Genomic DNA, 21,159 nt, shown 5'->3' on the forward strand with positions numbered 1-21,159 from the left:
TCATCCTTCCGCTTTTAACTCTAAAATTAAATCCCGTAATTCTGCAGCACGTTCAAAATCAAGCGCTTTAGCTGAAGCTTTCATTTCAAGCTCCATTTCAGCAATCACTTTTTCACGCTCTTTCTTCGTCAAGCCTGTAAGCTTTGGTAATGTTTCATAATCTTCAACTTCTTCGGCAGCTTGTGTTGCACGTATGATGTCACGTATGTCCTTGCGAATGGTTTGAGGTGTAATCCCATGCACCCTATTGTATTCCGCTTGTGTCTCACGACGGCGTTTTGTTTCATCTAGTGCGATTTGCATCGATTTTGTTATTTTATCAGCGTACATGATTACTTGACCATTCGCATTCCGAGCTGCCCGGCCGATCGTTTGAATAAGTGATCTTTCAGAGCGAAGGAATCCTTCTTTATCTGCATCTAAAATAGCCACAAGCGATACCTCTGGAATATCAAGTCCCTCTCTAAGGAGGTTAATACCAATAAGAACGTCATATTTACCTATTCGAAGGTCCCGGATAATTTCAATTCGCTCTAATGTTTTAATTTCAGAATGGAGGTAATTCACCTTGATTCCAATATCTTTTAAGTAATTGGTTAAATCCTCTGACATCTTTTTCGTTAATGTCGTAATTAACACACGTTCATTTACCTCTGCTCTTGCACGAATCTCTCCAATCAAATCATCGATTTGCCCTTGAATTGGTCTTATATCAATTGGTGGATCGAGCAATCCTGTTGGACGAATAATTTGCTCCACTACTTCAGGCGTACGTTCCAGTTCATAAGGTCCAGGAGTTGCTGATACATAAACGATTTGATTGATATGCTCCTCGAATTCCTCAAACCGAAGTGGTCTGTTATCCTTTGCTGAAGGTAATCTAAAACCATGATCAACAAGAACCTGTTTACGCGCTTGGTCACCATTAAACATACCCCTAATTTGAGGCAATGTAACATGTGACTCATCAATGACGATTAATAAATCCTTTGGAAAGAAATCCATTAACGTATAAGGTGTAGCCCCTGCTTCACGAAGTGTTAAATGGCGAGAGTAGTTTTCAATTCCTGAACAGAATCCCATCTCCCTCATCATTTCAAGGTCGTAATTCGTCCTTTGCTCTAGCCTTTGTGCTTCAAGCAGCTTGCCATTTTCTCTATATTCTTCAAGTCTCTCCTCAAGTTCTGCCTCAATATTTTTAAGAGCAAGTTGAACCTTCTCCTCACGTGTAACGAAGTGGGATGCTGGATAAATCGCAACATGCTCTCGTTCTCCCATGATTTCACCTGTTAGGGCATCTATTTCACGAATGCGATCAATTTCATCCCCAAAAAACTCAACTCGAATACATTGTTCATCACGAGATGCAGGAAAAATCTCAACAACATCTCCTCTAACTCTAAAGGTACCACGACGAAAATCTATATCATTTCGTTCATACTGAACATCCACTAGTCTATGTAGAAGTTGATTACGTTCAAGCTCCATCCCGACTCTTAATGAAACAACTAATTCCTTGTACTCTTCAGGTGACCCAAGACCATAAATACAAGACACACTCGCTATGATAATCACGTCTCTTCGTTCAAATAGGGAAGAGGTTGCAGAGTGACGTAATTTATCAATTTCATCATTAACACTTGAATCTTTTTCAATGAAAGTATCTGATGAAGGAACATAGGCCTCTGGTTGGTAGTAGTCATAATAGCTGACAAAATACTCAACCGCATTATTTGGGAAAAATTCTTTAAATTCACTATATAATTGTCCTGCTAAAGTTTTGTTATGTGCAATGATTAGGGTTGGTCGGTTCAGTTCCTTAATCACATTTGAGATTGTGAATGTTTTACCTGTCCCAGTTGCACCTAAAAGTGTTTGATGCTTTTTTCCTTCTTTAATGCCTTCTATTATTTGCGCTATCGCTCTTGGCTGATCTCCCTGTGGTGAATATTTTGAGACTAACTCAAACTGTTCGTTCACATATAAGCCTCCATTCAAGAATTGGTGATTTATGTATCAACTAGAAGTTGTAAATTTTTATTGCAGAATACATCTATTTTATCAATAACATCATTAGTAAAAACATTGTACCACAAATATACCTAAAATCACCAAAAATACGAACTGATGTTTTGTTTTTTTTGTGGAACCTCACAGATTACTTATTAAGAAAAAAAAGACTCAATTGATATGAGCCTTTTTCTTGTTTGTGTTAAATATGTTTACTTTCCAGTTCTACAATTACTTTCTCATCTTTATATCCTTCCTCACCATAAGGAGGTAATACAATTGCGTAGAAAACACCGACTGCAAAAATACAGCCCCCTACTAGGAAGAATAATCCCTCAATCGTCAATGATTTCTGAAAGGTGACCATGATTATACCTAGTGTGATCGATTGGGACAACATCATAGTTGGAGTAATCCAGCCTTGAACACGTCCCATCATTTTCGGATCAACAATTCGAGGTAACCAGCCACCTATTGCAATGTTTAATAGTGGTAAGCTTAACCCAATTGTCACGTTTAGCAGTAAAAACATGAATACACTGGTACTAAAGCCTGTAACAGTTATAAATACACCAGAGGTAAGAAGACCGATTATAATCATTTGATATAATTTCAATTTTTTCGCTATGACAGATGCAAGGACACTTCCTACCAAGACCGAGCTCCCGAAAACAATTCCCATATAGATTAATACCTGTTCATACGTATCAGGTGCTAGTTTATATTTTAAAATGTAGGTCGGCATTACGGAAAGACCACCATTGACAATTCCGAAGACAAAGAAACCGATGATTAAGTAAACTAGTAATCTCTTATCCAATATATAAGCTAAACCTTCTTTAAAATCACCAAAGATAGACCGCGCACTTAATTCTCTCCAATGCATTTTACCGTTTGGCAATCTTATATCTTCGTTAATCTTACATGTTAATATCAAAATCGCACTTATTAAATAGGTGATAGCATCAAAAAGGATGGCTCCTTGAATTCCAAAATTCCAATAAATGAAAATTCCTAATGCATTACCAAATAACATAAATAAGCTGCCTGTCATTTGGTTAAGCCCTGCTGCCATTGTATACTCATTTTTTGTTAAAATTCCCTGAATCATTGCACTTTCAGCCGGATGGAAGAACTTTGAAACAGCACTTCTAAGAAATAATAGAAAAAAGGTAAGTGGCATCCAATCGATATAAATGGTTATGATTAATGCAACTGATAAAAGAACACATATAAAATCAGCATAGGCTGCAACCTTCTGTCGATCCATTTTATCTGCGAACACTCCGACGAGAAAGAAAACAAACAATGTCGGCAGCGAATACATGAGCTCGGCCATTGTGGCGTAGAATGGTTGTTCTGAAAATCGATTTAATAAATAGAGCATAAAAGCTGATATACCAATGATACTCCCTAGTTGTGATGTGAAAGCTGCAAAGAACAATAAGGAATAGTTACGGTTTTTAAAAATGGTTATAATATCTTTCATCTCTAATCTCCTACCTCTTTATTAATCTGTTAACACAATCATATCCATTCACTTAACCTTATGTAACAGACCCTAGCTTAGGTTTTACTCCGTCTTAAGACTGAGTTTGTATTTTTTTCCAGTATAATAATGATAATATCACTTTTTTCAGTAATTTCACTCTTTTTTTTATTATAATTTTCTAATAGTAGAATCGGTTATTTAATAATGTTGATATTGATACATTTCCTTAATTTTCCTATAATTTTAAGAAGGGCTACTAAATTGAAGAAACAATGTTCGCTACTTTAAGAAGGAGGAATTGGATGTGGATTATCTCATAGCATTTTTTTGTATTGCTATTACATTGCACAATATTGAGGAAGCGATTCTGTTACCTAAGTGGTCTCAACAATCTTCAAGGTTTCAAAAAACAGTAACTTCTGGTGAATTTCGCTTTGCTGTCATCATTATTACTCTTTTGGCTTATTTATCTGCATGTAGTTATTTATATATACCAGAATCAAATTTTACTAGATGGGGGTTCATTGGTTTTTTAGGTTCAATGATTTTTAATGCTTTTTTTCCACATCTACTTGCAACCGTTCTGATGAAAAAGTATGCACCTGGCCTTGTAACTGGATTATTGCTTAACCTTCCAATAAATTCATTCATTATTTATCAAATGTTTGCAGAGAATTTGATTGTATGGAAAGAGTTAATCCTATCTACCTTAATTGTAGGGATTATTTTATTAGCACTTATTCCGCTATTATTTAAAATTGGTGGCAAGGTGTCTCCCATTCTATGAGATCTTAGAAGTTATTTTACATAGCCAAAAAAAACGCCAACTTTTCAGTTAGACGTTTTTACTGTGATATTCAATTTCTATTCTTTAAATTTCTTTACCATTTTTCGAGAATATAAGAATCCTGCTGTTAATGATAATACATCTAAAATATTGATTAATGAAGTATGTGTGTAACCTTTATAAATCGATGCGATTAATAAGGCAATTGTAAGTGCAGTCCCTACATAGTGATTGTAGGTCACTCTCGTAAATAAAATAACTAATAAACACGGCAGTATTAGTGCTAGGATAATTTTGATCAGCATCTAATATCTCCTCTCACCTTCCATTCGCGGGACATCTTATGTCCCACTGACGGTGCCTGGCACCGCAATGCGGCACCGTCCATGGAAGTTTTATACACTTTTATAATCGTTTGTTTCAAGTAAATCAATTAGTTCGATGTCTTTATTTTTATCTGTGAAGTAGCGTAAGGTGAAGTCATTCTCAAAAAGTACAGCATATCTGTCATATCGATCACGAACAAGTAGGCTACGTGAGTCAAATAGACGGCTGTCTACATCCTTGTTTCCAATCCATCTTGGAATACGACTTCCAATTGAAGTAAACTCAACTGATACATTGTACTCTGCTTGTAATCGATATTCAAACACCTCAAATTGAAGTTGTCCTACTGCTCCAAGTATTACTTCTTCATTAGATTCTTGTCTAAATAATTGAATGGCCCCTTCTTGAACCAATTGCTCGATTCCTTTACGGAAGGATTTAGATTTCATGACATTCTTTACTCGGACTTTACGGAACATTTCAGGTGGGAACACAGGAAGCTCCTGATAAGAAATTGAATCTTTTCCAGCTGTCAACGTGTCACCAATTTGGTAAACGTTAGGATCATATATTCCAATAATGTCCCCTGGGTATGCTTCATCAACCGTTTCACGACTAGCTGCCATGAATTGCTGAGTTTGATTTAATTTGATTGCTTTGTTTGTACGACTAACATTAACACTCATGCCTCGTTCAAACTTCCCAGAACACACACGTAGGAAAGCAATACGGTCACGGTGAGCAGGATTCATGTTTGCTTGAATCTTGAAGATATACCCCGAGAAATCTTCATGTTCTGGAGGAACTAAGCCTACATTTGTTTTACGTGGCTTTGGCTGTGATGCAAATTGTAAAAACGTATCGAAAAATGTACGAATTCCAAAATTCGCAAGTGCACTTCCGAAAAATACAGGTGTTAATTCTCCCTTAAGTACTCTTTCTGGGTCAAATTGATTTCCTGCCTCATCCAACAGCATTAACTCATCTTGAGTGCTCTCATAACTTGCGTGATTCGTAATTTCTGCGTAATTCCCATTCTCCAATTCATCAAGAGGGATGATGTCTTCTGTCTCATCACCTTTAAAGTGCACAAATTGATTTTGATAACGATCAATGATTCCTAGGAATCTTTTGCCCATGCCAACTGGCCAGTTCATTGGGTATGATTCAATTCCTAACACTTCTTCAATTTCAGATAATAACTCTAAAGAGTCTTTTCCTTCTCGATCCAATTTATTAATGAAAGTAAAGATTGGTATGCCTCTCATTCGACAGACTTTGAATAGCTTGATGGTTTGCGGTTCTACACCTTTCGTAGAATCGATAATCATTACTACACTATCAACAGCTGTTAATGTACGGTAAGTATCCTCACTAAAATCTTCATGTCCTGGTGTATCAAGAATATTTACATAAAATTCATGATATGGAAAACTCATAACACTGGAGGTAACGGATATTCCACGTTGCTTTTCAATTTCCATCCAGTCAGAAGCAGCATATTTACCAGACTTCTTCCCTTTTACAGTTCCAGCCTCTCTTATAATATTTCCAAATAACAATAACTTTTCTGTCATTGTTGTTTTACCTGCATCAGGATGGGAAATAATAGCAAACGTACGTCTTTTATGGGCTTCATCTATATAACTCATATTAATTAATCCTTCCTCACTCTCTGTCCATAAAATGAAAGAACACTCTTCTATTTGATGAATAAATTCAGTTTTTAGGCTGGTTTCTTAAAACCGCAGTCTGAATACACTCCGCGTCCGGCGGGTGACCAGTGAGCCTCCTCGTCGCTCTGGCTCCTTTGGGGTCTCACTTTGGCCACAGGTCCCGCAGGAGTCTACGTGTATTCAGACTGCTTGTCACTACCGTTTAAATGTTTTATGTCTAAAACATCAAACTTAAAGAGTAGCCTTTTTAAATGTTACATACCGAAAGAAATATATCATATTCAAGCAAATTCTACAATGTGAAGCTTAGCAGACCTTTGTTTAGCAGGTAACTAGAATTTCACCAAAAAATTATAAAAGTAAACCAAAATCGACAATTTAGGTTGTACATATGATGTTTTTAAAAAAATATGCATATACTATTAAAAATGCTTTTCGTTGCAATTGGGTCAAATACTAATTTTCTAAGGAGGAATTGCTTTTGGCGCTTAAGGTGGTTTGTTCAAGGTGTAATGGGTTTGGTAAAGTTCCACTTTTATGGTTTCAAAGAAACTGCACCCAGTGCGGTGGGTCAGGCAAACTGGACGTGTTTTCAGCAAACAATCTTCTTAATCGTTAGTAGATACGGAGAGGATTGAAACCTCTCCAGGCCAATGTAGACTATTTTACAAACCAAACCTTTGTAATATGCTGATCATTTGTTTCATAAATAGCAATTGCCTCTACGTCATTACCACTACTCCGTCCTGTAACTAACTCATGATCAATGACTACATTCCCCTTTACAATTCGAGCCTTTAACTCCGCATGCTGATTTGGGTTATTCATAAATAATGTATGGTACCTTTGCCTAAAAGCATCCTTACCCTCAAGTGTTATTTCGTTTGACGGAAAATCCATGACAATAATATCATCACTATATTGTGCTACAAATTCATCAATATTTTGTGCATTATATGCTTCAAGCTGCTTAGCTGCCAACTCTTCCGCTCGACTCACTGTTCATCTACCTCCAAATTAAACATATTCAGTCTATAAACAAAGATAGAGAGGACATCCTCTCCATTCTTCGTTTGTTGTTTCACAGATGGGTCTAATCATTATGTATGTACAATATTAGCAGTTTTATATAAAGGTAAGCTAATTTCTACTGTGGTACCTACTCCTACTGCACTTTCTATCTTCATTGTACCCTGATGGCTTTCAATAATACTTTGACATACCATCATACCAAGTCCGGTACCTTTTTCTTTTGTCGTGAAAAATGGTTGTCCGATTTTCTCTAAAACGTCAGCTGGAATACCATCACCTTGATCATGGAATAAAATAGAAATTAGTTTACCTTCTCGTATAATTTGAATGGTTAATTGTCCACCAGTCTGCATTGCCTCGATTGCATTTTTGACAACATTCACAAAAACTTGCTTTATTTTATTTTCAACACCTAAGATGAATTGAGTTAGATCTTCTTGATGTTCAATGGATATGTTAACTCCATGTAAGTTAGCTTCAGCCTTCATAAGAATCACTATCGTATCTAAAAGGTGATTAATATTTACTTCTCTAAATTCTAGATCATTAGGTTTTGATAATAGAAGTAGTTCACCCACAATTGTATTAATTCGATCAATCTCCTCTATCATAATAGGAACATACTCATTATCAGTTCCAGAGGTAATTTGCATAAGCTGAGTAAAGCCACGCAGACTTGTAAGAGGGTTTCGAATCTCGTGAGCAATTCCCGCTGCTAGTTCTCCTACAACCGTTAATTTCTCAGATTCCTTTATAAATTCCCGACTTTGCTTTAGTTCGGTAATATCCCTAACTACGATATGTAAGGATGGAATTCCCATGTACATGAATGGGATGCAATTGATTTGTCCATATATCGTTTCCCCGTCAGCTCTCATAAACCTTGCTTCAAAAAAACGGACCTGCTGATCAGTAATACCTAATTCCAACGATTGACGCACTAATTCATAATCTTCAAAATGAATCCAATGCTCTAAGGAATTTTTAGTAGATGTCACCTCACCAATCCCTAACAGTTTAATTCCAGTTTCGTTAATAAATGTCCATTCAGTACTATGAAGTTGTTGAATAATAATGGCATCTGGTGAACCTTCAACTAAATGACGGTACTTCTCTTCACTTTCATACAACTGCTCCCATAAATCCTGTTGTAAGGATATATCTTTTGCAATTCCATAGACTCCGATTACTTCTCCATCGATAATGATTGGAATAATCGTAGAATGAATACTGATTTCTGTTCCATCTTTATGGAGGATTTTCAATTCTCTATGATTAGGCTCTCCTTTTAGTGCAGCCTCAAACAAATGAATACAAAGCTTACGATGGTTTTCTGCAATAATGTCCATGATAGTCATGTCTAACAACTCATCTTGTTGTCTACCTGAAAGTGTCACACAAGCTTCATTAACCGATACAAATTTCCCCTCTTTATCTACTGAATAAACCGCATCAGGATGATTTTCAAATAATGACTTATATTTTTGTTCACTCTCTTTAATGAGTTGAACCATCTTCCGCTTCTCTTCTATCTTTACCTCTAACTCCTTGTGGCTCTGTCTCAGTTCACTTGTTCGTAGCTCAACTAAATTCTCCAACATATCAAACTGAATTTTCTTTTCCGAAATATCTCTGATTGAACAAACATAAATTAATTCATCTTCAACAGATGATGACCTAATTTGAAAATCAACTGGAAAAAGAATAGAATCTACTCTTGCACCTTTAGATTCAATTAATCTAGCTTCCTCAACATTCACTATGTCTTTATAGTTAAAATATGGAAGTATTTTTGATATGTGCTCTTGCACTAGTTCTCCTTCACAATAACCAAACATTTCTTTCCCTGCTGGGTTCACTGATAAAATTTCACCTTTAGTAGTTAGGGTAATTAAAGTATCAATTGAGGATTCCGTTATTACTCTTGCTAATGCTTCACTTCGTTGTAGTTCATGATGTGCCTTTTCAAGCAAAACTGAATGCTCAGTAATTACACGGTTTTGTTCTTTAATTTGCATTTGGCTTAAATATATTTTAACAAAACCCTCTACCTTACTTTTCAAGACAAGCGGGGGAAAAGGCTTAAATAAATAATCGATAGCCCCAACTGAGTAACCATTCATTACATGCTGTTGTGTTTGACTTAAAGCAGTGATAAAAATAATCGGTATATCCTTTGACTTTTCACGTGCACGGATTAACTTTGCCGTTTCAAAGCCGTCTATACCCGGCATTTGCACATCCAGGAGGATTACAGCAAAATCCTCCTTCAAAACCCATTTAAGTGCTTCTTCTCCTGAAGTAGCCGAAATAAGGTTATAGTGACGATCCTCTAATACAGCCTGCAATGCTAATAGATTTTCTTTTCGGTCATCAACCATTAATATATTTACCGTTTGATTTTGCATATCTACCTCGCCCTTAGTATGTATTATTTTTTTCGGTATAGCTTCTCGGACTTGTTAATTTCTATGTATAATTCATCAAACTGGGTATAAGAAAGTGATTCACGATTACCTAAGCCTAAAAATCCGGATGAAGCTAAACTACCATATATAAGCTGATGTACTCTCTCTTGTAAACCCCGATCAAAGTAAATCATCACATTTCTACAAATAATGACATGGAATTCGTTAAACGAGCTATCTGTTACTAAATTATGCTGTGCAAAAGTAATCATATCTGTAAGCTCTTTATTAAAGTATACTTCCTGTGAATCAGCTGTATAATACTCTGAAAACTCTTTTTTTCCACCAGCCTCCATATAATTACTCGTATACACTTTCATTCTATGGATAGGGATGCGACCACTCTTTGCCTGTAATAGTATACGATCATTCATATCTGTTGCATAAATTCTTGTCCGATCAAGAAGTCCCTCTTCTTTTAAAAGAATCGCCATTGAATATGCTTCTTCTCCACTAGAGCAACCTGCATGCCAAATCCGAATCGTTGGGAGTTCCTTTAACAAAGGAACAACATCTGACCGAAATGCTTTAAAAAAGCTCGGGTCTCGGAACATTTCTGTTACATTTATTGAAAAATCAGCTAATAGCTTCTCCATAAGGGTCTTGTCATGCAGTACTTTATCTAATAACTCTGTCACAGTTGTTAGTTTTTCAAGCTTGATTCGATGCCAAATTCTCCTACGGATTGATGCTAAATTATAATTCCGATAATCAAATCCATAATAACGATAGATTCCAACTAACAATAACTCTATTTCTACTTTTTCTAGATCACTACAAATCTCTTGATCACTATTCTCATAATCAGTTACATAATCCATTATACTCACCTATTTATGAAGCCAAACCTTCAACAATGACATTAACTGTTCAAGATTAACTGGCTTGCTTATATAATCCGATGCCCCTGCATCGATACATTTTTGTCGATCATATTTCATTGCTTTAGCTGTCAATGCAATGATCGGAATGGTTTTAAACATTTCCATATGTCTAATGTTTTGCATCGCCTCATATCCATCCATCTCAGGCATCATAATATCCATAAGTATAATATCAACATCTTGATGTTCAGGTAACATGGATAGCGCTTCTTTTCCATTCTCAGAAAAAATGACATTCATTCCGTTTAATTCAAGAGCACTCGTTAACGCAAAAACATTACGCATATCATCATCGACTACCAATACCTTTTTCCCCATTAGTGAATCCTCAATAATAGGCATTGTTGTCATGTTGTCATCTTTTTGACTTTCTATCAACTCAGTTGCAGTAGCGACTTCTGTTTGTGATTCATCTTCAGAAGGAGATTGAGTGTCTGACGTTTGCTCCTCATTTATTGGTAGGTAGAATGTAAATGTACTGCCTATTCCTTCGGTACTTTCTAGTGTAATATAGCCTCCGAGTAAATCTGCTAATTCCTTGGAGATAGATAGACCTAGCCCAGTTCCGCCATATTTTCGACTAGTTGTTCCATCAGCTTGACGAAATGCTTCAAAAATGAGCCCTTGCTTATCTTTTGGAATACCTAGTCCTGAATCTGTGACTGCAAAGGTAAGGAATTCTTTCTGAATACTTCCCTCATTCATCATTCTTTTTCCTAGTTCTAACATGACCTTTCCTTTTTCAGTAAATTTGAAGGCGTTGGATAATAGGTTTTTCACGATTTGACTAATTCGTTGCTCATCTGAGTAAATGATAGAAGGAATCATTTCCTGTTTGATCAACTCTAATTCAATTCCTTTTTTCTTTGCAATTGGCGCAAATTGTCTTTCCGCAAGAGATAGGACGTCCTCAAGAACGACTTCACCCTGTACCATGTCAGCCATACCTGATTCGATTTTTGACAAATCTAATATATCGTTAATTAGTCTTAGTAAATCATTTCCTGATGAAAAAATGGTTGTGGCATATTCAACTTGTTTCTCAGTTAGATTGCCATCTTTGTTTTCATATAACATCTGGGCTAGAATAATCAAGCTATTTAACGGTGTACGGAGTTCATGGGACATATTCGCAAGAAACTCAGACTTATATTTTGATCCTAATACAACCTCTTTGTTTTTCTCTTCCAAATCCAGCTTATATCGTTCTAGTTCTTTAGTTTTCAATTCTGAATTGCGATAATGTGCTTCTAGCTCATCGTTCATTGTTCTGAGCTCTTCCTGCTGCATTTGCAATTCCTCTGATTGTGTTTGAAGCTCCTCATTTAATGTTTGAGATTCTTCAAGTAATCTCTTTACTTGAAGTAATTTCTCAATTCGATTAATAATCACACCTAACTGATGTGATGCCTCTTTAATTAACTCTTGTTCAACCTCTGTAAATTGTTTAATAGAAGCAAGTTCAATAACTGCAAGTACCTCATCTTCCAATGAGCTTGGAACAATCATTATGGTAGAAGGTTTTGTTTCTCCTAAACCAGAAGATATTTTCACATAGTCTTCAGGAACATTCTCCAATATAATCGTTTCCTGACTTACTGCAGCTTGACCTATAAGTCCTTCACCTAGTTTAATTTCTTCTGTCCTCTGATTTAATGAGTCACTGTAAGCATAGGTTGCTAATCTAGTAAAAAACTCACCTTGTTCTGAACTATTTCTTGTAAAGATTACACCATGAGTAGCACCTACGATTTGAGCTAAAGACTGAATATATTGTTTTCCTAGAACACCTAATTCAGTTATTCCTTGGGTCATTGTTGATAGCTCGGTCGTTTTCGTTTTGAGCCAATGCTGCTCTTCAATGTCTTCAAGATATTCTCGTTCTGCTCGCTCATGCATTTCGAGAGCACTTGCCATCTCGTTATAAGCTGTAGCAATTTCTCCTATTTCATCGTTAGTAATGACATTGACTCTTGGAAACACTTCAGCTTGATAATCAATACTATCCATTACATTTTTGACACGATTTAACCTTGCTGTAATACCACGAACAATAAATACAATGCTGATTAATCCAACAAGGATACCTATTATTGTTGAGATAAGAACATATCTTACTCCGCTATTATATACAATAGTTGATTGCTGTAACGTTTCATCCATTATTTCTTCTTGGATGACGATAAGGTCATCTAAGATCGTTAACAACTCAGTACGCTTGGATTGAGCTTCTACGACTCTAAGTTGAAGATCACTTGTAATATCGATATTTTCATTAAGTAAAAAGTGATCGACTATCTCTTGATAATTGGACAGCTCCTCTTTTAAATCTACAAACACTAAAACAGCTCTTTCAACCTTAAGTAACTGTTCTAACGTATTAATCCTCTGATCAATTTCTCCATTAGCAGCTTCAATTTTTATAATACTTTCTCTGTCAGGTGTAAACTGTTGATTTAACGTAATATCATCCAATTCTCTACCAATGATTCCAACCTGGGTACTAATATTGTTCAGCAACCTGATTTTCTCATATCGATCTTGGACAATCTCGTCCATCTGTTTATTTTGAAGAGATAATAAATTTAGTACAATCGCAAGTACGATCATCATCACGACCATTACAATCCCGAATCCCAGATAAAGTCTTGTCCTAAATTTCATCACCCTCACCTCTGCTTTCACTTTTTTTTATATTTAATGTTTAAAAAAATATCATTGGGGAATAGATTAGTAGAGTTACTACTATCTTTAAGGAGATGGAAAAAATGAATATCTATCAAAAATACGCGAAATACGTTATAGATAAATTAAAAACACAAAAAGAATTGCAAATACAAGATACAGATTTCATTTATTTATGTAATGAGATTAACGAATTAACAATTAAGGTAAGAAAAAGTTCTCCTGGTTGGCTACAAGTTACATTAATAGACTACTAGTCTAAAGATAAAAAGAGTAAGCGCCTTGCTCAGCCCCAGGCAGGCATAAGGCGAATCACGCAGGAAACAGTCCCTTGTATAGTTTAGCATTTTCAGGTTAATGTTTGTAAAATAATAACCTAAAAAACCCAAATTATTAATCAATTTGGGTTTTTCTGATGTATTTTAAATAGCGATTAATTACTTAATACGTCTGTTAACACAGGGACAATCTGTTTTTTACGAGATACAACGCCCTTTAAAATTGCACGATTATCAACCAATTTAACATCATAAGCTTTTTCAACTGCGCCTGTTTGACTTCCAAGTGCGATTGCAACAGAATCATTATTTAAAATATCAGTTACAACAAGTAGGAATAAATCTAATGATTTAGTTGAGATCACATTTGTCAATGCTTCTTCTACTTCAGCTTGGCGTGAAAGCACATCATTAACATCCACTGCATTCACTTGTGCGATTTCAACTTTGTGAGTTCCCATCTGGAATTCTTTTGCGTCAATGGTAATCAGCTGCTCTACCGTTTTATCGCTTAAATCAGCACCTGCCTTCAGCATTTCTAACCCATAGCTTTCAGCGTCAACTCCAGCAATATCTGCAAGCTCACGTGCAGCCTCTATATCCTCTTCTGTACATGTTGGAGACTTAAACAATAAAGAATCAGAGATTATTGCTGATAACATAAGTCCAGCAATCTCTTTTTTAATCACAATTCCCTTTTCTTTATACAATTTGTTTAAGATTGTTGCCGTACATCCTACAGGTTCACAACGGTAGTACAAAGGATCACTTGTTTCAAAGTTAGCAATACGATGATGGTCAATTACTTCTAACACACGAACTTGGTCAATGTCAGTAGCACTTTGTTGACGTTCATTATGGTCTACTAAGATCACACTATTTGCTTCAGTCGCAACAGTCTCAACTAATCGTGGTACTTCAGCACCAAACTGTGTTAATGCAAACTGTGTTTCTCCATTTACTTCACCTAAACGAACCGGTTCAACATTAAGTCCAAGCTCTTTTTTTAACTCAGCATACGCAATAGCTGAACAGATTGTATCTGTATCAGGGTTTTTATGTCCAAAAATAAGTATTTTTTCCATAATTCCGCTCCTTGGTTATCAAAATAATGTAAGACTTTCCATACCAACAATATTCTACCATAAACACCCCATAGCAAAAAAGCCAAAAAGGAGGATTAATCCTTATTGGCTTAACTAATTACTAATATATTAGTTTGATGGTAGTTCTTCATTAATAAAGCTTTGTAGATGTTCCATGTCACCTTTAACATTTTCATTTGTAATAAGCTTTTCAATATCAATCAAAATTAATAATCGCTTTTCTAGTGTAGCAACACCTTTGATGAATGTATCACTTTCTACTGTAAATGAAGGTTTTTGGATATTATCATGTGAGATTTCTAATACTTCATTTGCTTCATCTACCACGATTCCCATTGATTTCCCTTGAAACTCAACTAAAATGATTCTTGTGTCATCATTATTTTCCTTAGGTAGAGCTGAAAGAATAATTCTTAAGTCAAATAAAGGCATAACCTTTCCGCGGATATTCGTTACTCCAATTAATGCAGCACTTGTATTTGGCATTGCTGTTACTGGTTGCATACGTTCTATTGATTGTACCTGATTAATATCAATCGCATATTCTTCATTGGCGATCTTAAAAATAATCATTCTAGAGTTCGTACTCATCTTAATCACCATCCATTTTTATCTTTAAAAACCATTAGGCAAAAGTGTTTCTTTGTTACTCTTCGTAAAATATAGTTAAAATCCTTATTAATATAATTATATCACTTCTTATATCGACAAAAAAAAAGATTCTTTTAGACATTTTTTCAAAAAGATTTCGAGGAGCTAGGCAATCTGCTAGATCTTGGAAAATCAAAAAAAAGAGAAGGTTTCCCTTCCCTTACTAACCTTTTATTCCCTGGAACTTTAATTCCATTCCCTAAGTTAACCTTACACTGCTTCAGTACTCCATTCCTTCTCATCAGGAATGACGATAATGCCAAGCTCATGATGTTCGCCTTCGTATAGAGCGGTCTGCGTAAATCTTATTTCTCCATTTAAACCTCTAACTTCAAGTTTACTAAACGCACTATTTTTTTGAACGTTCTGATAGAGTTCTTTCTCATTTTGTACGGTTAGTCCATTTACCTTTGTAACTACCTCGCCTACTTGCAAATTCATTTTATAAGCAGGAGAGTTTGGAATAATTGCAACGACTAAAAGACCTTGATTTCGTTTTGTATACAGAAATGGTTTTGAATCATCACTTATTTTATATTGAAAAGAAATAAGTTCTTTAGCAATGAATGCAAATGCAACAACCTTAATGGCGATCGGAGTGTACCACAGACTTCCCACAGAACAAGCTGTTAAAATGACCCCAAGAAGAATGGTCCGTTTCCCGATAAAGTGAGCACCTTCCTTTGGCAAAACTCCTTTATAGCCTTGTGAAAATCCTATAACAAACGGAACTAGCAGGATAGAATAGCCTCCATCACCAATTGAAAACACAGGATACCACTCAAAAGGTGCGGCAATTCCTTCTCCTGGAACAAGTAAAAAAAGAGGAACCATCCACAACTTTTCGGAAAAATGGGCACCTACCTTTTGTCCACGCTTACTATTAATTAACCGTGGTGAGGTACCGATATGTCCTTTTTGATAGATAAGAATACCTTCTATCACTAACAATAAACTTAATAGTAGTGACATCATTGTTAAGTTCGTTACTTTCAGATCTGTTAGAAATCTTCCAATCAAACCTGACTGCCCATCAAATTGCGAACTTATCATCATACAGAAAAAAGCTAATCCAATCACTATCGTTGGAGATAACAACCGACTTCTACCGATTGCTCCTAATAAGATAGAGATAACAGCGAACAAGACAAGGCCACTAAAAGGAATAACCATTCCTACTCCAAGCATGATAACTGAAAAAATAAGACTTAGTAATAATCCACTTGTTAAAAAGGTTTTTACCTCATGAAAAATATCGTAGATCCTTATATGAAAATCTTTTCGCTCCCTTTTTATCCTTACATAAGCCATATACAAGGATAAGAAAATGAAGGAATACAACATTGGATGAAGGAAGAAGCGTCCAACTCCTTTTATTAACTCTATTAGCCATTCAATGATCAAGCTGTTCACCACCCTATCTTCATAGAAAGAAATCTATTAAAAAACGACTCTCGTATTTTAATCTTTATTTTACCAAAACTAATTCAAATATACTAATTAGTTTTTTTTGGTAATTCATATTGTTAAGCAGATTTCTCTTCCTGAATGACGGTCTTTAAAATAAAGGTTGTTTTCGTATAGATTTCTGCTATTTAACCAAGTCGTTGATTTCCACTCCAGATGCGATCTTTCCGCGGGGCAGGCGATGAGCCTCCTCGTCGCAAAGCTCCTGTGGGGTCTCATCTGACCTGCACATCCCGCAGGAGTCTCGCATCTTCCGTTCCAATCAACTAAGGTAATATATATTGTTATCTGAAATAACAACAATCTTTTTGAAAGGGCTGTTTTCTCAAAGTTTATTGTTTTAGACACAAAGTATGAAATGGTAGATACAAGCAGGATGAATACACGTAGACTCCTGTGGGACCAGTGGCCAAAGTGAGACCCCACAGGAGCGCTAGCGACGAGGAGGCTCACTGGTCACCCACCGGACGCGGAGTGTATTCAGCCTGCGGCTTTAATAGCACCAATTTATACGAAGATAGCATTTAGAAACGAGCCACAGTAAAAAAGCCTCCTTCCCATATCTTTTGCTTGATATGGAGAAGAAGGCTTTTTATATGACGATCTTACTGGAACAAAATCTTAATGGCTGTCTTTAACTGTAAGTCATTGTTCTCATCACGAACATGCTCTAAAATTTCACTTTCAATTTTATTTGCTGTTTCGGCATTGATTTTTCCGTTAACATTCAAATCATTTGCTTGTTGGAAAGCTTTGACCGCTGTTTCGGTTTCTTTGCTGAAATAGCCATCCTCACGACCTGGTTCAAATCCTAAGCCTTTTAGCATTAATTGTGCGTTCTTTATCTTTTCATTATTCATATCTAATACAAGCTCATCCTCAAGTTGAATTGGATTACTATAGAAATAATCAGGTTGCTTAACCGGAATCGTTGGTTCTACGCCTGTTTCATGAATCCAATTGCCATCAGGAGTTAACCATTTGAACATTGTTAATTTGATATTACTACCATCTTCCATTGGTACAGCTTGTTGAACGGTTCCTTTTCCAAATGATGTATCACCAACAACTTCATATCCTCCAGCTTCTTTTAAAGCACCAGCTAGAATTTCAGAAGCTGAAGCACTACCTTCATTTATTAACACAGTAATAGGATAGTCCTTCTTCTGTTCTAGTGTTGAGAAGAAGCGCTGTTTATTACCATCTCTTTGTTCAATTTGAACATATGGCTTTTCTTTTGTCACAAGTTGCTTTAAGATTTGCTCAACACTATCTAATAATCCACCTGGATTTCCTCTAACATCTAAAATTAATCCCTCAATATCTTCTTTTTCAAGTTCTGCCAACTTCGCTTCAAAATCTGCAGCTGTTTTTTCTGCAAATGATGTAATCTCTATATAACCAACCTTTTTGCCGTTATATTCTTTAACTGATGAGTACACGGTTTCGATTGGAATTTCATCTCTTACCACTTCAATATTCATGACATTATTAACACCTGGTCGCATTACATCAAGTGTAACAGTTGTCCCTTTTTCTCCACGAATTTTAAGAACAGCTTCATATAAATCAAGTCCTTCTATCGATTCACCATCAATCTTAATGATTTGATCATTTGGCTTCAATCCGGACTTTTCTGCTGGAGAGTCTTTAAATGGAGCAACAATCGTCACTTTTCCTTCAACCATGCTTACTTCTGCACCAATTCCTTCAAAGCTTGAATCTAATGACTGAGTAAATTGAGTGGCTGTGTCCTTGTCCATATATACAGAATAAGGATCCTCAAGCGTATCTACCATCCCTTTGATGGCACCCTCTATAAGTTGATCCTGATCAATTTCTTCAACATACCGTCCTGCTATAAGTTCATATGCATTTTGGATCTTTTCAAAATCTTTTGCAGTACTTTCATCTGATGTCGCTGTATCCCCACCATCAGAAATAAAACCTTGATTACTACTCGATTGGTCATTATCCAGGAACTGTAGCCCTAAATATGTTCCAGATGCCCCTAGTAATAATGATAATGCCATGTATAGTGCTACTAACTTTCGACTCAAACTATTCAGCCTCCTCTGCCTATTATCCTGCCATGTCATTCTAAAGTTTTAAAGGGACACTTTGCAGGAAAAGGCACCACACAGCATAGTGCGATGCCTCTGATATAACTATATGAATTGCTTGTACAGTTTATGTAAAAAAGTCTAGATTCTTACATTATAGAATAAATCTTGTGGAAGTAAAACAATAAACATTTGTTATAGCTTACCACAATCTACGACAATTAGTGATATGTACTTTAAAAAAGTTAATGTTCTACCCGTAGAATAACGTACGTCACAATTTAGACTCAAATTCGTATTTTATGGAGAATAAAAAGATTATATTTTGATTTTGCTAAATTTCACTGATAATATAAAATTAATAATCCTTTTACATATTTCGCCATCAATTTTAATACAATTACATTAGAATTGTCTGAAAGAATGATGGTCCACTTCTCAAAGTTTATTCTAAAGAACGCCACTATTCATCGTCAATCTCTAAAAATTCGAAAGTGAGAATCAGGAGGCAAAAAGATGAAATTAGGAACAAAGGTTGTCTATAATGATAAAGAGTTTCATATATTCCATGTATATGAGAGTGGGTATTGCGAGCTAAAAGAAGCAACAAAACATTTAAACATAATATTAGTACACGAAAATGAAATTACAGTGTTGTAAAATTAGCAGTGTATACATTTTAATCAATCTAACTCACCATAAAATTCTTCTTCTACAGTCTCTCAATCTACGATCTCAAAAAAAGTATAAATCAGTAACTTATTGCCTCTAATCATTCAATAAACTGACAATTTCTGTTATGATTGGGTTAGTTTTTGACTTGAGGAGGTTTAGATAATTTGGAGCAAGTATCAGCAGCAAAGAAACAGCCCCTGGTCACATCATTTTATTATGGTTGGGTGATTGTCGCCATCGCCGGTTTAGGCGTTTTCTTTTCAGGACCAGGGCAAACTTATTCGATATCAGTGTTTATTGATCATTATATTAAAGACTTTGCTTGGAGCAGATCATTAGTATCCAGTATTTATTCTGCAGCAACGTTACTTGCAGGTATTTTAATGTTTTTTGTTGGTCGCTTTATTGATAAACATGGTCAAAGAAAAATGACGGTTATCGTTGGCTTCGCTTTGGCTGTTGCCTGTATTTGGAATAGTTTTGTCGCAAATGCAGTCATGCTATTTATAGGTTTTTTCTTTATTCGTTTATTTGGTCAAGGATCCATGACATTAATTCCAACCACATTAGTCCCACAGTGGTTTATTAGTAAGCGTGGTAGAGCGTTGAGTTTTATGGCAATCGGAGGATTCTTAAGTTCCGCTGCCCTCCCTCCACTTAATGCCTGGATGATTAGTATTTGGGGCTGGGAGATCACTTGGAGAGTATGGGGCATTCTCTTATTATTCATATTCGTCCCACTCGCCTACTTATTAATAAGAAATAAGCCAGAAGATATTGGCCTTTTACCAGATGGCCGAAAAGAGCTACAAACAGAAGCTTCAACAAACAGTCCCGTTATTGAGGAAGAAAACTGGACTTTGCAAGAAGCAATGAAAACGCGAACATTTTGGTTATTGCTTTTTTGCATTTCAATTCCTTCACTCGTTAATACAGGTTTAACATTCCATCTTGTTTCAATATTAGGAGAAAACAATATTAGCCCAACATTTGCCGCGATTATCTTAAGCTTAATGGCACTGGTTGGCTTCCCTGTTACTTTAGTCGCTGGATTTGTCCTTGAGAAAGTAAAAGTCCATTATGTGTTAGCCACCATCTTTGTTGGCGAAATCCTTTTTATCTTGATCTTATTGAAAGCATTCTCCCCGACGATCGCCATTCTTTTCGGTGTATTCTGGGGAATAATCGGTGGATTTGAAAGAATAACACTCGGCATTATATGGCCAAATTACTTTGGTAGGAAACATCTTGGTAGCATTAAAGGAACCGCTATGACTATTACCGTTATTGGATCAGCTTTTGGACCTCTTCCATTCGGTATAGCCTTTGATTTATTTGGTGGTTATAACGAGATTTTATTAATAATGATGATTCTTCCGACGCTTGGAGTAATTGCCGCATTATTTGCAATCGTGCCTAAAAAAGAGAATGTAAGACTGGTAGACTAACTACACTAATTAAAAAGGCTGTTTTCTCAAAGTTTATTGTTTTAGACATAAACAATTGTAATAGTAGTTACAAGCAGGCTGAATACACGTAGACTCCTGCGGGACCAGTG

16 protein-coding genes are annotated in these 21,159 nt (G+C 35.8%); 4 read left to right on the top strand and 12 right to left on the bottom strand.

Translation table 11 applies throughout. The features are described from left to right. Both uvrB and BLQ56_RS17255 read right to left on the bottom strand, forming a co-directional pair. A complete protein-coding gene (gene uvrB, locus BLQ56_RS17250) occupies positions 1 to 1,980 on the bottom strand; it encodes an excinuclease ABC subunit UvrB (protein ID WP_090857207.1) in 1,980 nt (659 codons plus the stop codon). A 232-nt stretch (positions 1,981 to 2,212) separates the two neighbouring features. Continuing rightward, the gene (locus BLQ56_RS17255) at positions 2,213 to 3,499 is read right to left on the bottom strand and encodes an MFS transporter (protein WP_090857210.1); all 1,287 of its coding nucleotides are present in this window, start codon (positions 3,497 to 3,499) and stop codon (positions 2,213 to 2,215) included. Between the two features lie 307 nt (positions 3,500 to 3,806). Between BLQ56_RS17255 and BLQ56_RS17260 the strand changes: the two genes are divergently transcribed. Continuing rightward, positions 3,807 to 4,289 carry an HXXEE domain-containing protein gene (locus BLQ56_RS17260; protein ID WP_090857214.1) on the top strand — a complete coding sequence of 161 codons (483 nt, stop codon included), beginning with the start codon at positions 3,807 to 3,809 and terminating at the stop codon, positions 4,287 to 4,289. A 77-nt stretch (positions 4,290 to 4,366) separates the two neighbouring features. Here BLQ56_RS17260 and BLQ56_RS17265 read toward each other — a convergent pair whose 3' ends face one another. From BLQ56_RS17265 to BLQ56_RS17290, 6 genes are all read right to left on the bottom strand, one after another. Next, positions 4,367 to 4,594 (bottom strand): CsbA family protein, encoded by a 228-nt coding sequence (locus BLQ56_RS17265; protein WP_175490364.1) that lies wholly within the window; start codon positions 4,592 to 4,594, stop codon positions 4,367 to 4,369. 90 nt (positions 4,595 to 4,684) lie between these two features. After that, positions 4,685 to 6,268, bottom strand: a complete 1,584-nt coding sequence (locus BLQ56_RS17270; protein ID WP_090857217.1) for a peptide chain release factor 3 — start codon at positions 6,266 to 6,268, stop codon at positions 4,685 to 4,687. 684 nt (positions 6,269 to 6,952) lie between these two features. After that, positions 6,953 to 7,291, bottom strand: a complete 339-nt coding sequence (locus tag BLQ56_RS17275) for a nuclear transport factor 2 family protein (RefSeq protein WP_090857220.1) — start codon at positions 7,289 to 7,291, stop codon at positions 6,953 to 6,955. Between the two features lie 101 nt (positions 7,292 to 7,392). Then, on the bottom strand, positions 7,393 to 9,732 hold the full coding sequence (locus tag BLQ56_RS17280; protein ID WP_090857223.1) for a PAS domain S-box protein: 2,340 nt from the start codon (positions 9,730 to 9,732) through the stop codon (positions 7,393 to 7,395). A 23-nt stretch (positions 9,733 to 9,755) separates the two neighbouring features. Continuing rightward, entirely contained in the window at positions 9,756 to 10,613 is an 858-nt protein-coding gene (locus tag BLQ56_RS17285) for a CheR family methyltransferase (protein ID WP_090857226.1), read from the bottom strand. 9 nt (positions 10,614 to 10,622) lie between these two features. Continuing rightward, positions 10,623 to 13,340 carry a response regulator gene (locus BLQ56_RS17290; RefSeq protein WP_090857229.1) on the bottom strand — a complete coding sequence of 906 codons (2,718 nt, stop codon included), beginning with the start codon at positions 13,338 to 13,340 and terminating at the stop codon, positions 10,623 to 10,625. 104 nt (positions 13,341 to 13,444) lie between these two features. Here BLQ56_RS17290 and BLQ56_RS23645 point away from each other — a divergent pair, with 104 nt between their 5' ends. Next, positions 13,445 to 13,618 (top strand): hypothetical protein, encoded by a 174-nt coding sequence (locus BLQ56_RS23645; RefSeq protein ID WP_175490365.1) that lies wholly within the window; start codon positions 13,445 to 13,447, stop codon positions 13,616 to 13,618. A gap of 176 nt (positions 13,619 to 13,794) precedes the next feature. Here BLQ56_RS23645 and BLQ56_RS17295 read toward each other — a convergent pair whose 3' ends face one another. From BLQ56_RS17295 to BLQ56_RS17310, 4 genes are all read right to left on the bottom strand, one after another. Further along, positions 13,795 to 14,724 (bottom strand): manganese-dependent inorganic pyrophosphatase, encoded by a 930-nt coding sequence (locus BLQ56_RS17295; protein ID WP_090857233.1) that lies wholly within the window; start codon positions 14,722 to 14,724, stop codon positions 13,795 to 13,797. 129 nt (positions 14,725 to 14,853) lie between these two features. Next, a complete protein-coding gene (locus BLQ56_RS17300; protein WP_175490366.1) occupies positions 14,854 to 15,336 on the bottom strand; it encodes a chemotaxis protein CheW in 483 nt (160 codons plus the stop codon). Between the two features lie 270 nt (positions 15,337 to 15,606). Next, positions 15,607 to 16,800 carry a PDZ domain-containing protein gene (locus tag BLQ56_RS17305; protein WP_090857240.1) on the bottom strand — a complete coding sequence of 398 codons (1,194 nt, stop codon included), beginning with the start codon at positions 16,798 to 16,800 and terminating at the stop codon, positions 15,607 to 15,609. Between the two features lie 668 nt (positions 16,801 to 17,468). Beyond that, positions 17,469 to 18,923 carry a S41 family peptidase gene (locus BLQ56_RS17310; RefSeq protein WP_090857243.1) on the bottom strand — a complete coding sequence of 485 codons (1,455 nt, stop codon included), beginning with the start codon at positions 18,921 to 18,923 and terminating at the stop codon, positions 17,469 to 17,471. Positions 18,924 to 19,442: 519 nt separating this feature from the next. On the opposite strand from BLQ56_RS17310, the gene BLQ56_RS23650 reads away from it, so the two are divergent. Both BLQ56_RS23650 and BLQ56_RS17315 read left to right on the top strand, forming a co-directional pair. After that, positions 19,443 to 19,586 (top strand): hypothetical protein, encoded by a 144-nt coding sequence (locus tag BLQ56_RS23650; RefSeq protein ID WP_175490367.1) that lies wholly within the window; start codon positions 19,443 to 19,445, stop codon positions 19,584 to 19,586. Positions 19,587 to 19,765: 179 nt separating this feature from the next. Further along, positions 19,766 to 21,049 carry an MFS transporter gene (locus BLQ56_RS17315; protein ID WP_090857246.1) on the top strand — a complete coding sequence of 428 codons (1,284 nt, stop codon included), beginning with the start codon at positions 19,766 to 19,768 and terminating at the stop codon, positions 21,047 to 21,049. Positions 21,050 to 21,159: the final 110 nt, after the last annotated feature.

The sequence above is a fragment of the Litchfieldia salsa genome, assembly GCF_900104555.1.
GTDB classification, from domain to species: Bacteria; Bacillota; Bacilli; order Bacillales; family Bacillaceae_L; genus Litchfieldia; species Litchfieldia salsa.

Excerpts from the sequence above, each read along its gene's own strand:
- BLQ56_RS17255 (WP_090857210.1), bottom strand. The coding sequence starts at position 3,499 with ATGAAAGATATTATAACCATTTTTAAAAACCGTAACTATTCCTTATTG.
- BLQ56_RS17265 (WP_175490364.1), bottom strand. The coding sequence starts at position 4,594 with ATGCTGATCAAAATTATCCTAGCACTAATACTGCCGTGTTTATTAGTT.
- BLQ56_RS17270 (WP_090857217.1), bottom strand. The coding sequence starts at position 6,268 with ATGAGTTATATAGATGAAGCCCATAAAAGACGTACGTTTGCTATTATT.
- BLQ56_RS17280 (WP_090857223.1), bottom strand. The coding sequence starts at position 9,732 with ATGCAAAATCAAACGGTAAATATATTAATGGTTGATGACCGAAAAGAA.
- BLQ56_RS17285 (WP_090857226.1), bottom strand. The coding sequence starts at position 10,613 with ATGGATTATGTAACTGATTATGAGAATAGTGATCAAGAGATTTGTAGT.
- BLQ56_RS17290 (WP_090857229.1), bottom strand. The coding sequence starts at position 13,340 with ATGAAATTTAGGACAAGACTTTATCTGGGATTCGGGATTGTAATGGTC.
- BLQ56_RS23645 (WP_175490365.1), top strand. The coding sequence starts at position 13,445 with ATGAATATCTATCAAAAATACGCGAAATACGTTATAGATAAATTAAAA.
- BLQ56_RS17295 (WP_090857233.1), bottom strand. The coding sequence starts at position 14,724 with ATGGAAAAAATACTTATTTTTGGACATAAAAACCCTGATACAGATACA.
- BLQ56_RS17300 (WP_175490366.1), bottom strand. The coding sequence starts at position 15,336 with ATGAGTACGAACTCTAGAATGATTATTTTTAAGATCGCCAATGAAGAA.
- BLQ56_RS23650 (WP_175490367.1), top strand. The coding sequence starts at position 19,443 with ATGAAATTAGGAACAAAGGTTGTCTATAATGATAAAGAGTTTCATATA.